Annotated in this window: 14 protein-coding genes; 11 read left to right on the top strand and 3 right to left on the bottom strand. The window is 66.5% G+C overall.

Features of this window, described 5'->3' with window-relative positions:
- Window positions 1-84: 84 nt before the first annotated feature.
- A complete protein-coding gene (locus LC039_RS08720) occupies window positions 85-966 on the bottom strand; it encodes a helix-turn-helix domain-containing protein (protein WP_226623286.1) in 882 nt (293 codons plus the stop codon).
- A gap of 135 nt (window positions 967-1,101) precedes the next feature.
- Here LC039_RS08720 and LC039_RS08715 point away from each other — a divergent pair, with 135 nt between their 5' ends.
- The 4 genes from LC039_RS08715 to pobA are packed head-to-tail and all read left to right on the top strand — an operon-like array spanning window position 1,102 to window position 5,220.
- The gene (locus LC039_RS08715; RefSeq protein ID WP_226623285.1) at window positions 1,102-2,139 is read left to right on the top strand and encodes a TRAP transporter substrate-binding protein; all 1,038 of its coding nucleotides are present in this window, start codon (window positions 1,102-1,104) and stop codon (window positions 2,137-2,139) included.
- A 7-nt stretch (window positions 2,140-2,146) separates the two neighbouring features.
- Window positions 2,147-2,656, top strand: a complete 510-nt coding sequence (locus tag LC039_RS08710) for a TRAP transporter small permease (RefSeq protein WP_226623284.1) — start codon at window positions 2,147-2,149, stop codon at window positions 2,654-2,656.
- The gene (locus tag LC039_RS08705) at window positions 2,646-4,028 is read left to right on the top strand and encodes a TRAP transporter large permease (protein WP_226623283.1); all 1,383 of its coding nucleotides are present in this window, start codon (window positions 2,646-2,648) and stop codon (window positions 4,026-4,028) included. Before LC039_RS08710 ends, LC039_RS08705 begins: the two co-directional genes overlap by 11 nt.
- Before the next feature lie 10 nt (window positions 4,029-4,038).
- The gene (pobA, locus tag LC039_RS08700) at window positions 4,039-5,220 is read left to right on the top strand and encodes a 4-hydroxybenzoate 3-monooxygenase (RefSeq protein ID WP_226623282.1); all 1,182 of its coding nucleotides are present in this window, start codon (window positions 4,039-4,041) and stop codon (window positions 5,218-5,220) included.
- A 174-nt stretch (window positions 5,221-5,394) separates the two neighbouring features.
- On the opposite strand, the gene LC039_RS08695 is transcribed toward pobA, so the two are convergent.
- Window positions 5,395-6,216: an SDR family oxidoreductase gene (locus tag LC039_RS08695; RefSeq protein ID WP_226623281.1), complete on the bottom strand. Its 822-nt coding sequence runs from the start codon at window positions 6,214-6,216 to the stop codon at window positions 5,395-5,397.
- A gap of 88 nt (window positions 6,217-6,304) precedes the next feature.
- Between LC039_RS08695 and LC039_RS08690 the strand changes: the two genes are divergently transcribed.
- The 5 genes from LC039_RS08690 (at window position 6,305) to LC039_RS08670 (ending at window position 11,030) form a co-directional block, all read left to right on the top strand.
- Window positions 6,305-6,643, top strand: a complete 339-nt coding sequence (locus tag LC039_RS08690; protein ID WP_226623280.1) for an NIPSNAP family protein — start codon at window positions 6,305-6,307, stop codon at window positions 6,641-6,643.
- A gap of 10 nt (window positions 6,644-6,653) precedes the next feature.
- The gene (locus LC039_RS08685; RefSeq protein ID WP_226623279.1) at window positions 6,654-7,526 is read left to right on the top strand and encodes a hypothetical protein; all 873 of its coding nucleotides are present in this window, start codon (window positions 6,654-6,656) and stop codon (window positions 7,524-7,526) included.
- Window positions 7,523-8,434 carry a 3-hydroxyacyl-CoA dehydrogenase NAD-binding domain-containing protein gene (locus LC039_RS08680; RefSeq protein WP_264179493.1) on the top strand — a complete coding sequence of 304 codons (912 nt, stop codon included), beginning with the start codon at window positions 7,523-7,525 and terminating at the stop codon, window positions 8,432-8,434. Before LC039_RS08685 ends, LC039_RS08680 begins: the two co-directional genes overlap by 4 nt.
- 250 nt (window positions 8,435-8,684) lie before the next feature.
- Window positions 8,685-9,455: a GntR family transcriptional regulator gene (locus LC039_RS08675; RefSeq protein WP_226623277.1), complete on the top strand. Its 771-nt coding sequence runs from the start codon at window positions 8,685-8,687 to the stop codon at window positions 9,453-9,455.
- Window positions 9,456-9,707: 252 nt separating this feature from the next.
- Entirely contained in the window at window positions 9,708-11,030 is a 1,323-nt protein-coding gene (locus tag LC039_RS08670; protein WP_226623276.1) for an NAD(P)/FAD-dependent oxidoreductase, read from the top strand.
- A 71-nt stretch (window positions 11,031-11,101) separates the two neighbouring features.
- On the opposite strand, the gene LC039_RS08665 is transcribed toward LC039_RS08670, so the two are convergent.
- Window positions 11,102-12,745 carry an FAD-dependent oxidoreductase gene (locus LC039_RS08665; RefSeq protein WP_226623275.1) on the bottom strand — a complete coding sequence of 548 codons (1,644 nt, stop codon included), beginning with the start codon at window positions 12,743-12,745 and terminating at the stop codon, window positions 11,102-11,104.
- A gap of 127 nt (window positions 12,746-12,872) precedes the next feature.
- Between LC039_RS08665 and LC039_RS08660 the strand changes: the two genes are divergently transcribed.
- Together LC039_RS08660 and LC039_RS08655 are read left to right on the top strand one after the other, a co-directional pair.
- On the top strand, window positions 12,873-13,400 hold the full coding sequence (locus tag LC039_RS08660; protein WP_226623274.1) for a cupin domain-containing protein: 528 nt from the start codon (window positions 12,873-12,875) through the stop codon (window positions 13,398-13,400).
- A gap of 3 nt (window positions 13,401-13,403) precedes the next feature.
- Window positions 13,404-14,198: an alpha/beta fold hydrolase gene (locus LC039_RS08655; RefSeq protein WP_226623273.1), complete on the top strand. Its 795-nt coding sequence runs from the start codon at window positions 13,404-13,406 to the stop codon at window positions 14,196-14,198.
- Window positions 14,199-14,201: the final 3 nt, after the last annotated feature.

Below are 14,201 nucleotides of genomic sequence, written 5' to 3'. Positions count from 1 at the left end.
CAATACGCATGTCGTCCCTTTAAAGCCCGAAACACGGGCGTTGCCCAAGATGCCGCACGGGCGCGGCGAACCTCCGGGCGGGCCTCAGTCGGATCGCTTTCGGAACTCTGACGGGGTGACGTCGAAGGTCGCCTTGAAGGTGCGGCTGAAGAAGGCGGCATCGCCGAAGCCTGCGCGATGCGCGATGTCGAGCACCGGCAGGCGGGTGTAGGTCAGCAGTCGCTTGGCCTCGAGCATCCGGCGGCGTCGGACCAACTCGTTCGGGGAAACCCCGAGAACCCGTTTGCAGATGCGCGTGAGGTGCGGCGCCGACACGCCGATGACGCGGGCATAGTCCTCGACGGTGACCGTTTCAGCGAAACGCTGCTCGACCAGCTCGCAAAATGCCTGGGCCTGCGCCTCATGTCGGCTGAGCTCGGCGCCAGCATGCCCGGCGTCAATATGGGCGGTGCGGCGCAGTTCCTCGATCAGCGTCAGCACGATGGCGTGGCTGAGCGCCCGGAGCAGCGCTTCGCGCTCGCTGCCGACCGAATGATAGGCCGCGCCGAGCTGCCGCATCAGCGCATCGACATCGGCAAAACGCGGTGTTTCGGACTGCGCAAGAAACCCCGCGAACGGCTGGGTCACCTGCCTGAGCCGATCGAGCACGGGCGGGTGGATCTCGGATATGGGAATGGTCAGCACATCGCCGTTGACGTCCTCGGGAAAGCGGAACCCGTGCGGCGTGCCCGGGGGCACCACGAGCAGAAGCGGCTCGCTGGTGCGATGATCCCCGTCGCCGACGCGGAACTTCACGCTGGGGGTGCGGAAGAGGAAGACCTGCAGCAACCGGCTGTGGCGGTGAAGTCGGATTGTCCAATCAAGCTTGCTGCTGCGTTCGTAGATCGTCTCGAGGTGAATCGGGTCTGAAAGCGTGCCGGAAAGCAGTTCTCCGTATAGCTCATAGGTCGGAATCAGACGCGCCATGCGCCCTCCTTGCCGTGTTTACGCCACGGCCATGATCTCGACATGATCGAAAAATGCAAGTTTTTGTGCGTCGCGTTCATTCCGCGCCGGATCGAAAAGGTTATTTTCATCGGCACCATTAAGGGAGGACCCACCATGACCATCACCCGTCGCAACGTGCTCGGGCTGGCCACGGCGCTCAGCACCATCGCCATTTCCGCGCCCGCCTTCGCGCAGGAGTTCCAGTTCTCGATCCACCATTTCCTGAGCCCGAAGTCTCCGGCCCAGACGGTGCTGCTCGAGCCCTGGGCCAAATCCATCGAGGACGCGTCCGGCGGACGCATCCACTTCGAGATCTTTCCGGCCATGTCGCTCGGCGGCTCGCCGCCCGAACTCTTCAGCCAGGTGCGTGACGGTGTGGTCGATCTGGCCTGGACCCTGCCGGGCTACACCCCGGGCAGCTTCCCGCATCTCGAAGTGTTCGAGCTGCCGAACGTGCATGGCGGTGACGCCCGTGCCACGAACCTTGCCATCAACGACATGATCGACGACCTCGCCGCCGACTTCGAGGACGTCCACCCGATCCTCGTCCACGTCCACGCCGGCAACGCGCTGCACCTCGCGGGTCGCACCGTCGAGAGCGCAGAGGACTTCGCCGGCCTGAAGGTCCGCAGCCCCTCGCGCACCGGCGCATGGGTGATCGAGGAACTGGGCGCCGAGCCGGTCGCGATGCCGGTGCCCGCACTGCCGCAGGCGCTGTCGAAGAAGGTGGTCGACGCGGCGCTCGTGCCCTTCGAGGTCGCCATCCCGCTCGGCCTGTCGGAGCTGACCGACTCCTCGGTCGAGCTGGACGGCGGCAAGCGCTTCGGCACCTCGACCTTCCTCTTCGCGATGAACAAGGACAGCTACGAGTCGCTGCCCGAGGATCTGCAGAAGATCATCGACGACCACTCCGGCCGCGCGCTGGCCGAGGAGATGGGCGTGAAGTGGAACGGCATCGAGCCGGTGGGCAAGCAGATGGCCGAAGACGCGGGCAACTCCGTGGTCGCCCTGTCTGCCGAAGCCTCCGCCGCCTTCGACGGGCCGTTCGAGGCCGTGGCGGGCCGCTGGCTGGCCGAAGCCGAAAGCAAGGGCATCGATGGCCAAGCGCTGATCGAAAAGGCCCGCGCTGCCGTGGCAGAGCACTCCGAGTAACTCTGACATGTCCATTCGATCCCTGATTTCCGGGGTCATCGCGACATGGGCGCTGGCGGGCGGCCTCGTGCTGCTCGTCATCGTCCTCGCGACGGCCGTCAACGCCGCCGGCTTCACGGCGGATATGATCGCTGGGCTCTGGGGCGGCGACGTCCCGGGTCTGTCGGGCTACGAGGACGGGGTGACGATGCTGATCGGCGTCGCGGCCCTTGCCATGTTCCCCTATTGCCAGTTGCACGGCGGGCACGCCGCCGTGGACATCTTCATGGACAAGGCACCGGACTGGGCGCGCCGCGGCGTCGAAATCCTTTCGGGCCTGCTGGTCACCGCGCTCGCGCTGACCATGGCGGTGATGCTGATCTACGGCACCATCGAGACCCGCTCCGACAATGTAGAAACCGCCGTGCTGGGCTGGCCCGTGTGGGTTTTCATGCCGACTGCCGTCCTGTCGTGCCTGCTCTGGGCCATCGCGGCGCTGATGGAAACCTTCGGACAGGAGGTGTCCCATGCACAGTGAACTGATCGGTGTCTTTGGCCTCGTCGGCCTTTTTGCGATGATCATGCTGCGCATCCCCGTGGCGCTGGCGATGATCCTCACCGGTATCGTCGGCACATGGGCGCTGAGCCTCGCCTCGCCCTTCATCAAATTCGTGCCCTATCTCATGCAGTTCAAGACCGCGCTGTGGAACAGCGTGGCCAAATACGACCTGTCGGTCGTGCCGCTCTTCGTACTGATGGGCTTTCTCGCCGCAGAAACAGGGCTGAGCCGTGACCTCTTTCAGGGGCTGAGCGTGATGACCCGCAAGATCCGCGGCGGCGTCGCCATGGCGACAATCCTCGCCTGCGGTGGCTTCGGTGCGGTCAGCGGATCCTCCATCGCCACAGCCTCGACCATGAGCCGCGTCGCGCTGCCGGAACTGCGCCGGCTGAAATATGACGAGGGCCTGTCGACCGGCGTTCTCGCCGCGGGCGGCACGCTCGGCATTCTGATCCCGCCCTCAGTGGCGCTGGTAATCTACGCAATCGTCGTCGAGGCCTCGATCCTCGAGATGTTCCAGGCTGCGATCATTCCCGGCATCCTTGCCGTGATCATGTTCCTCGTGGTGATCCGCCTGCGCATCGCCCGCAACCCCGCGCTCGCCCCCGAGCTGACCCCGATCAGCGATGAAGAGGTGCGCCGCTCGCTGCGCCGCCTGCTGCCGGTGGCGCTGATCTTCGGCTCGATCATCCTCGGCCTCGGCATGGGGCTCTTCACGCCGACGCCGGCGGCCGCGGTCGGGGTGTTCCTGATCCTCGTCTACGGCCTGATCCTGCGCGGCTATTCCAACGACGGGCTGACCTGGGCGCGCCTCAAGGCGGCGCTGCTGGCCACCGCCAAGACCGCCTCGATGATCTATTTCATCCTGTTCTCGGCCGACATCCTGAAGGGTTTCTTCGCCCGCTCGGGTCTGCCCGGAGCGCTGTCGGACTGGGCCGCGGCCTCGTCGCTCGATCCCTATGTGATCCTCGTGGCGATGCTGCTGATCCTCATCGTGCTGGGCTGCTTCATGGAGAGCCTGTCGATGATCCTGGTCATCGTGCCGTTCTTCTGGCCGGTGCTCGTGCAGCTCAACGGCGGCGACTACATCACCGCCGAGACCGCCGCCTTCGGCATGTCGAACTCCGACCTGCGGATCTGGTTCGGGATATTGGCCTTGATCGTGGTGGAGCTCGGGCTGATCACCCCGCCGGTTGGCATGAACGTCTTCGTCATCAAGTCCTTCTCCCCGAAGACGCAGATCTCGACGATCTTCCGCGGCGTCGCCCCCTTCTTCGCCATCGAGCTGGTGCGCGTCGCCATCCTGGTGCTCGTGCCGAGCCTGACTCTCTTCCTGACGCGCGTATTGTGAGGAACCCGCGATGACACGAACCATCAAGACACAGGTCTGCATCATCGGCGCCGGGCCCAGCGGGCTGCTGCTCTCGCAACTGCTGGCCAACGCCGGGATCGACACCGTGGTGCTGGACCGCAAGGACCGCGCCTATATCGAGGGGCGCATCCGCGCCGGGGTGTTGGAACAGGGCACCGTCACCGCGCTGGAAGAGGCCGGGGTCGCCGAGCGGCTGCACCGCGAAGGCATCCCACACGACGGCTTCGAGCTGGCCTTCGACGGGGCGCGGCACCGCATCGATCTCGCGGGGCTGACCGGCAAGTCGGTTATGGTCTACGGCCAGACCGAGGTGACCAAGGACCTCTTCGACAAGCGCTTCGCGCAGGGCCAGCAGTTCTTCTTCAACGTCGAGGACGTCACGCCGCACGCGCTGAAGTCCGGCGCGCCGCAGGTGAGCTTCACCCACGAGGGCGAAGACATCACGGTGAGCTGCGACTACGTGGCCGGTTGCGACGGCTACCACGGCGTGTCGCGGCAGGCGATCCCGAAGGACGTGCTGAAGACCTTCGAGCGCGTCTACCCCTTCGGCTGGCTCGGCATCATGGTCGATCAACCGCCGGTCAACCACGAGCTGATCTACGCCAACCACCAGCGCGGCTTTGCATTGGCCTCGATGCGCTCGGAGACGCGCAGCCGCTACTACATTCAGTGCGACCTGTCGGACAGCGTCGAGGAGTGGAGCGACGATCGGTTCTGGGAGGAGTTCGCCACGCGTCTAGGACCGGACGCGGCGGCCAACCTTCAGACGGGGGCGTCTTTCGAGAAGTCCATCGCGCCGCTGCGCTCCTTCGTCGCCGAGCCCATGCGCTACGGCAACCTCTTCCTCGCCGGGGACGCGGCGCATATCGTGCCGCCGACCGGCGCCAAGGGGCTCAACCTCGCCGTGGCCGACGTGCGGCTTCTGGCGCGTGGCCTGATCGAGCATTACGCCGGCAATGACGCGCATCTCGATGCCTACTCCCAGACGGTCCTTGCACGGGTGTGGAAGGTCGAGCGCTTCTCCTGGCAGCTCTCGACGCTCATGCACCAGTTCCCGGAGAACTCGCCCTTCGAGGCGCGCATGCAGAAGGCGGAGTTCGAGTATCTCGCCAGTTCCGAGGCCGCCTCGCGCAGCATCGCGGAGAATTACGTCGGCCTGCCGCTGGAATAAATCACTCACAGAACGCCAAACAGGAACGGCGCGACCCAAGGGCCGCGCCGCTCCACTTTCGTCGAGCCACGCATCCGTTCCGCAAGGGCGGGACAAGAGGAGCAGCCAGCCTCTCCCGCGCTGGGGCCGGGCCTCATTCCGGCGGCGCAGCCTGCGCACCCGGATCAGCGGGTATCACCACGCGGTCATGCCGCCATCCACCACCATGACGGACCCGGTCGCGTAGGACGAGCGGTCCGACGCGAGCCAGAGGATCGCCTCGGCGATTTCGGACGGGCGCGCCGTGCGGTCCATCGGCGCGCGGGCATTCAAACCTGCGACGAAGCCGTCGGGGTCTTCGTGGGTTTTCAGGATCTCGTCGAAATAGGGCGACCATGTCGTCCCGGGCGCCACCGCGTTGACGCGGATGTTCTGCGCCGCATGGTCCACCGCCATGGCCCGCGTGAGCGCCGCGACCGCGCCCTTCGACGCGACATATGCGGCGCGGTCGGCGATCGCGACGAGGGCGGCATTGGATGCGGTGTTGACGATGACGCCGCCGCCCTGCGCTTCCATCACCGGGATCGCGGCGCGGGAGAACAGGAAGACCCCCTTGAGGTTGACCGCCATGAGCGCATCCCAATCCGCCTCGGAGGTGCCCGTCACGCTGGCCCGAATGCCATAACCGGCGTTGTTGACGAGGATGTCGAGCCGCCCGAAGCGGGAAACCGCCTCCGCAACCGCAGCCTCCGCATCCGCGGCGCGCGAGACATCCGCAGCGAAGGGCACGACGGTGCGCAGGTCCGGATCGATCTGCCGTGCGGCAGCCTCGGCCCGCGCCGCATCCTTGTCGGCCAAGAGGACCTGCGCCCCCTGGGCATGAAATAGCGCCACGGTCGCTTCGCCGATGCCAGAGGCGCCCCCGGTCACGATGGCAACCTTGCCGTTCAGATCCATCTGTCGCTCCATTAGTGTGCACACTTGTGCCGACAATAATGGCAGATCATCGCGCAGCAAGGGACGACGCGGTCTTCGGGCGCCTTTTGACTTGCAAGTGTCTACACTTTGATCGTTCCTCGGGAGAAACCAAGGAGAGCCCGCCCCCATGATCTTCGATCACCGCATCTACACCGCGAAACCGAACATGCTGCCGAAATTCCTCGAGCTCTACGAAGAGATCGGCCTGCCCCTGCAATTGCATTACCTCAACGAGCCGATCGGCTTCTACCAGACGCATATCGGCGATCTCTCCCGGGCGATCCACATCTGGCCCTACGAGAGCCTGGCGGATCGCGAGGAGCGCCGAGACAAGATGGAAGCCGATCCGGCATGGCAGGCCTACCGTCTCAAGGTGATCGAAACCGACTACCTGCTCGACATGCGCAACCAGATCGTCAAGCCGGTGTCCTTCTGCGATCCCCGGACCGGCCGGATCAAGCGCTGAGGCCGCGACGATGGAGCTGATCTTCGAAGCCGACGGCATTCGCTGCCCGATCATCACCTCGGACGGGGCCCCCAAGACGCTGGCCGCCCTCGCCGATTGCCTGCCCATGCAGTTGCAGTTGCACACCCCAAAGATCGCCGGCAGCCACATCTTCTGGCATGCGCCCTTCGTCACCGACGTGGAGGGCGCGGTGGACGTGCTTGCGGCGCGACCCGGCGCGTTCATCTACTGGCCGGTGCGCCAGTTCCTCGAAATCACCTTCGCGCCGCTGCAGGCCGAGACCGCCGCCGTGACCGTACTCGGACACATCGACGCGCCGGTGGAGCTGATCCAGGAACTCGGGCTGCGGCTGCGCCGCGAGGCCGGTCATCGGCGCTTTGACGGCACGCTGGTCCGCACGGATGCCGCGCCCGCCAGCCCCGCCGCTCCTGATGTGCCCGAAGCGCTGTGGCAGGGCCGCCGCGCGCTCTGGGCGGACTGCCCTGCGGACATTCTCGCGTTGACCGGCTCGCGCGCGATCATGCATCCGGTCGGCCCGGTGATGCAGGCGGAGTCCGAGGCCCGCACCCTGCACGAAACCCTGTGGTGGATCCGCGGCGCGCTCGGCACCGAGACAGACCACGCGCTGCGTGTCTCGGCCTCTCTCGCACTGGACCGCACCGCATCGCGCCTGCGCGACTTCTGCCACATGACCGAGACGCCCGAACTGCTGTTTGCCTGCAAGGCCGCAGCAGCGGACCCCGATCAGCCGCTGGCCGCGCTGCTGGACGAGGCGATCCTCGTGGCCGGGCGCATCGCCGCATGGATCGACCTGCTAATCCCCTGGAACGACCTCAACGAAGGCTTCCGGGCCGCGCTCTCCGGCACGAGGGACGACGCATGAAGACCATCGGCATCGTCGGCTTCGGCGTGATCGGTCAACGCTGGGCCGCCGCCTTCGCCCACCATGGCTTCGACGTTCGGGTCCATGACCCCGACCCCGAGGCCCCTGCCCGTTTTGCGGCTCTGCGCGACGGTCTTTTCGCCGATCTGGCGGAGCTGCACGGCCCCGCCATCGCGCCCGGCGAGATCGAGGTCTTCGACGACATGGCGGAGGCGCTGGCCGGGGTGGACTACGTGCAGGAAAGCGGGCCCGAGGCGCTCGATCTCAAGCAGGCGCTGTTGGCGGAGATCGAGCGCCATGTGGAGGACGAGGTGATCATCGCCTCGTCGTCCTCGGCGCTGCTTGTGACCGAGATGCAGGCCCGCTGCGCCCGTCCCGAACGGATCGTGCTCGCCCACCCGTTCAACCCGGCGCATATCATGCCGCTGGTGGAAATCGTCGGCGGCGAGCAGACCGCGCCGGACGTTCCGGCACGCGCCCGCGCGGTCTATGATGCCATCGGCAAGAAGCCGGTTCTGCTCACCCGCGAGATCACCGGGCACCTCGCCCTGCGGCTTATGGGCGCGATGTGGCGCGAGGCCATCGCGCTGCTGCGCGACGGGGTGGCCAGCGTCGAGGACATCGACCGCGCCTTCATCTACGGGCCGGGCCCGAAGTGGGGCGTGCAGGGCGCGTTCATCTCGAACGGGCTCAATGCCGAGGGCATGGCCGAATTCCTGCGCAAGTACGGCCAGACCTACGAGGATATCTGGGCAGACCTCGGCGATGCCACGCTGAACGCGGAAACGCGCGAGATCGTGGCGACGGCCGCTGAGCGGCTTTTGCAGGACCGCGAGGCCCTGCGGGCCGACCGTGACGCGGCGATCGTGTCGATGCTGAAGCTGATCGGAGAGCGCGGACCCCTCTGACCCGCGGGGCCTCGGGCCGGGTGCGCTGCGAGCAGAAGACCGCAGGTCGCGCGCCCGGTTCCGGGCCCTGTCGGGTCCCATGGACCGGGCTCGGTGGCCCCGATGAAGGTGACCAGGTGAGTTTGTACCTGTGTATTCCGCAACGTCCGGAAGACACAGGCTTCTTTCGCTCGGCACGCAAAGTGCGCTATTTCTCTGCATACATTTTGATGCCTCCTGAGGGACGCCTATCCCAGGTGAAAGGACCTAGATGCCCGAAAAGTCAGCTCCCGAGGCGAAGTCCAAGCCGAAGCGCAGCGCGGACAGCGCCGAGCGCGCTTATCAGACGGTTCGCAAGCTGCTGGTCGAATTCAAGCTTCGGCCCAACGAGCGGATCAACGAGGTACAGCTCTCGCGCGAGTTGGAGCTGTCACGGACCCCGATCCGGGAAGCGCTGAACCGCCTCGCGAGCGAAGGCTTCGTCCAGTTCGCGCCGAACCGCGGCTTCCACGTGCGACCGCTAAGTACGGACGGATTGCTGGATCTCTACGAGTTGCGCGCGATCATCGAGATCGCGGCGTTCCGCCTGATGGTCGAGCGCGCCGAGGAGGCCGAGCTCGACCGCTTCGCGGAGTTCTGGCGCTCGGTGCGCGACGGCTATCAGATGCGGGCGCCGGACGAGATCCTCGAGTTGGATGAACGCTTTCACATGTTGATCGCCGAGTTGTCCGGCAACCTCGAGATCCCGGTGCAGCTCAGCGCAATCAACGCGCGCATCCGCTTCATCCGGCGCATCCAGATCGAGCACGTCAGCCATGACACCAACCAGGTGCACGCGCATGACGAGATCGTCGATGCCGCGTTGCGGCGCGATCTGGAGGGCGGCGAGGCGGCGCTGCGCCGGCACATCGAGATGACGGTTTCGGCGACTCAACGCGCCCTCAAGGACGCGCTTTTCCAGGTCTACGAGGCCGAGACCAGCCCGCTTCAGAGGCGGAAAAAGCGCGCGGCACGAAAAGAGACCCCCGAAGTAGAAAAATGAAGACATATTTGTCGACACTTTATTGACCGTAACGCATTCCTTTGCTCCCATGCCGGTACCGCAGTCCGCTGGACCGCGGCGCAAGAGACACGAGCCACCCCCTCAGCCCCCGAGATCCGGTTGCCGAGGGGCGGCACGAACACAGGGAACAGGGAATGCAACGCGGCGCAGCCTCGCAGATTTCAGCGGCTCTCCTCGCCACCTCGGCGGGCACTGAAGCGATCAGACTCGGAATGTCGGCACCTTGGTCAGGTGCCCAAGCCCCTTCGGTGCACCATGTCCTCGATCGCTGAGGTCGACTGGAAGACCCCGCACCTCTGGCGCAAGACCGTCGCGGCGCGCACCGCAGCGCCAAGCCTTTCCGGCGAGGTCGAGACCGACCTGCTGGTGATCGGCGGCGGGCTCACCGGGCTCGGCACCGCGCTTGGCGCGATCGAGGCGGGGCTGAAGGTCATGCTGCTGGAGGGCAACGAGATCGGCTCCGCCGCGTCGGGGCGCAACAACGGGCAGGTGGTCCCGCATCACTCGAAGTCTTCTCCCTCCGAGATCGAGGCCGCCTTCGGGTCCACGGTGGGCACGCGCTACAACGAGATGATCAAGGGCTCCGCCGCCTATCTCTTCGACACCATCCGACGGTTCGGGATCGAGGCGCATGCGGTGCAGAACGGTTGGCTGCAGCCCTGCCACAGCGACGCGGCGCTGGCACGTGGCAAGGCGGTGTACGAAGAGTGGAAGGCGCGCGGGCATGAGGTCGAATGGCTCGACGGGGCCGAGGCGTCGCGGGTGACCGGCAGCCGCTATCTCGGAGCGTTGAAGGCGCGCAACGGTGGCCACATCAACCCGTTCGGCCTCGTGACCGGCCTCGCCGCGGCGCTCGAGGGGCTTGGCGTCACGATCTTCGAGAACAGCCGCGCCGAGAGCCTGACCCGCGAGGGCCCGCTCTGGCGGGTGACCTGCAAGGGCGGCACCGTGCGGGCGCGCAAGGTGGTTCTGGCGACAAATGCGCTGACCCGGGACATCTGGCCGAAGCTTGGCAAGGCGATGGTTCCCTTCCGGGTCTATGACGCCGCCACGCAGCCGATCCCCGAACCGCTGCGCGCGCAGATCTTCGTGGGCAATGTCGGGGTCTCGGACACGCGCCGCGACATCCGGGCGTTCCACTACGACTGCGACTTCCGCATCGTGACCGGCGGCACCCACACGCTTTGGCACAATGCCGAGCAGCGCGGCCTCCGGCGCATCCAGCGGATGCTCGAGGATGCGTTTCCACAGCTTGGGCCGCTGGCCAAGGTGGACAATTACTGGGAGGGGTCCTTTGCCGTGGTGCCCGATCGCAAGCCGCGGCTCTTCCGGCTTGGCGACGGGCTGATGTTCGGCGGCGTCTATTCGGGGCGCGGCGTCGCGGCCTCCTTCTCGCTCGGGCGCCATCTGGGCGAGAACGCCGCCGAGGTTCTGAGCGACGATCAGATGCCGCTGCCGGTGACACCGATCCGCACCGTGCCGTCGCATTGGGTCGCGACGCAGGTGGCCAACCATATCCACCCCTACCACCGGATTCGCGACAGTCTGGACTGATCCGCCACCGGCCATAGCAAAAGGGCCCGTCCTCTGCGGGCGGGCCCTTCACTCTTCAGCCGAACACCCGCTCAGCGGTTCTGCTTCAGCATCGTTTCGGCCGCGATATAGCCCCAAGTCATATTCGGCCCGATGGTCGTGCCGGGACCCACGGCGCGGGTGCCGATCGGGTTGGCCATCGCCAGACCCGCCGCGTAGAGCCCGGCCACGATCGATCCGTCCTCGCGCAGCACCTGCCCCTTTTCGTTGGTCCGCGCGCCGCCCTTGGTGCCGATCGTGGTGAGGTTCATCCGCACCGCCACAAACGGCCCCTTCTCGATCTTGTCCATGCCGCGTTCGCGGGCCGCCTCGATGCCCGACGCCGGAGCGCCGCCCGTGCTATGCGCCTTGTAGCTTTCCCAGCCACTTTCGCCCCGCGCGAAGGCGCGGTCGCGGCCCGCCTCGCACATAGCGTTGAACTCGGCCACGGTCTGCTTCAGCGCATGTGCTGGCAGGCCCGTCTTATCCGCCAGCTCGTCGAGGCTGCCCGCGCGGATCACCCAGCCTTTCTCGTAGCGCTGGTACCATTGGAAAGGCAGCGACTGGCGCAAGAAGCGGCGCTCGCCGATCAGGTAACAGGGCAAATGGATGTTCTCGCCGGTCTCGGGGTCACGCTCGTCGAGATACTCGCCGATGTTGAAATCCGCTTCGCTGAAGAAACGCTTGCCGTGCCGGTTGACGATGATCGAGTGCAGCTCGGTCTGCCAGCTGATCGGCAGCCCGTGCGGCTTGCCCTCGTAGCGGGTGGGCAGGCAGGGATAGATGTTCGCCTGATCCATGCGGTCGAGCTTGGCCCCCACCGCCGCTGCCATGCGCTGGCCGTCGCCGGTGTTGCTGCGCGGGCTGCCGATCCGGTCCATCTTGCCCGGAAAGTTCTGCTTGAGCATGGTCTCGTCCCACTCGAAGCCGCCCGAGGCGATGACCACGCCGCGGCGCGCCATCGCGCGTTTGCCCTCCGCCAGTTCGACACCGATCACCCCGCCGGTCTCGTCGCGCAGCAGCGCCTTGGCCGGCGTGCTGCGGCGAAACTCCACGCCAGCGTCCTTGCAGCCCCGGATGAGGCCGGTCATCAGCGCCGTGCCCTGCCCCCCGGCATTGGTCAGCACGCGCCACAGCAGCCGCGGCCAGAGCTTCATGCCGGCGCGGACCGGGTGGTGGTAGACGTCGCTGTTGACGATCTCCTGGTAGGTGAAGCTGTGCTTCAGCGTCGACCGGCGCAGGTGCTTCGCATCCTCGCCCAGCAGGTTGCGCGACAGCGGCATCGGCGAGACCATGCGCCCGCGCAGCTTGCCGCCCGGCAGGTCCGGCATCGAATCCGGCTCCTCGATCAGCCGCAGTTTCAGCGGCGTGTTCTCCTCGACGAATTTCAGCATGTCCGGGCCGTGGTCCGCAAAAGACTCCCAAAGCCCGTCTTCGGTCTCGGCCCAGCCCGGCGGCATGGCGCGCCGGATGTAGTCGATCGCCTCTTCGCGGCTGTCGGCAACGCCTTCGCGCGCCGCGACGTGGTTGGCCGGAATCCAGATGCCCGAGCCCGACATGGCCGAGGTGCCGCCGAGCTTCTCGGACTTTTCGACCACAAGCACCCGCAACCCGCCGCGCGCCGCGCGCAATGCGGCCGAGCAGGCGGCGGACCCCGAGCCGATCACCACCACATCGAAACTTTCTTCAGCAGACATGTCTTCAATTCCTCTTGGTCGCATGAGCGGACCTTGACCGGCCAAACCTAATGTGTCCACTCTATTGTCGACACTTAATTAGAAACACGGCCCGAACGCGGTCCTACGGCGAACAGGAGATCAAGAAATGGACACCAAGCAGCAGAGCGCCGAGATCGGCGTCCATGTCTCCGGACCGGCGGAGCGCGAAAGCTACTGGCAGCCGGTGCCGGCCAACGGTCACATCGACGTGGCGCTGGCGCCGCATATCGTGGGCATGGAGTTCCCCTTTGCCATGGGCACGCAGAACGTCGCTCCGGGTGGCTACGTGCGCGAGCATACCCATGAAGAGAACGAGGAAGCGGTCTTTGTGATCGAAGGGACCGGCCGCGCGGTCATCGGCGGCATCGACTATCCGATGGAGCCCGGCACGGTGGTCTTTCTGCCCAAGGGCGTGCGGCACATGTTCATCAACGAGGGCAGCACCGACATGCGCTGGGTCTGGTTGATCAATCCCAATGGGCTCGAGGATTTCTTCCGCCTCATCGGACGTCCGCGCCAACCCGGCGACAAGGTGCCGGTGAACTTCCCCCGCCCCGAAAACGTGCTCGAGATCGAACAGGCCACCGTCTTCGGCAAGCCGCTCGAAGACCAGTACCAACCCGGCCAGGGCTGAACCATGCCGGTCCACGTCGCGGCAGACGGCTGCCGGATACATCACGATCTCTATGGCGAGGGCGGGCCGACCGTCCTCTTGCTGCCCGGCCTCGGCGGCGACGGCAGGTTCTGGACCGGCACGGCGGAGGGGCTGGCGCCGGATTTCCGGGTCATCGCCACCGACCATCGCGGCGCCGGACGCAGCGACAGGCCCGAACGCGCCTATTCACTGGCGCTGATCGCCAGCGACGTGGCCGGGCTGATCGCGGCGCAGGACGGGCCGGTGCACCTTGTCGGGCATTCGACCGGCGCCGCGGTCGCGCAGATGCTGGCGGTTGCGCCGCCCGCGAATCTTGCAAGCGTGACGATCTCCTGCTCTTGGGCGCGCGCCGACGCCCGGTTCAGGGCGATCTTCGAAGCGCGGGCGGCGATCCTCGAGGCCGGGCTCACCGAGGCGTATCAGGCGCTCACCGATGTCTTTGGCCATACGCCCGAGTACCTCGATGCGCGCGAACCGGCGCTACGCGCGGGCCGCGCGGCGGCGGCGGACAAGCTCGCACCGCTCGATGTGACCGCGGCGCGCATTCGTATGCTGCTTGCGCATGATTGCCTCGACGATCTGCCCCGCGTCGCCCTGCCGACGCTTGTCCTTCCCGCTGCGGATGACATCCTTCTGCCCCCAGCCATGTCGCACGAGATCGCCGCCGCCATTCCGGGCGCGCGGCTGCACTCCCTGCCTGGCGGGCATTTCCATCCGGTGGCGGACCCCGGCCCGATGATTGCCGCGCTTCGCGTCTTTCTGTCCGAGGTCGCATGACAG

The sequence above is a fragment of the Alloyangia pacifica genome, from assembly GCF_020524285.1.
GTDB lineage: Bacteria > Pseudomonadota > Alphaproteobacteria > Rhodobacterales > Rhodobacteraceae > Salipiger > Salipiger pacificus_B.
Note: the sequence above shows the minus strand (reverse complement) of the source record. Positions and strands in the feature narration are given on the sequence as shown.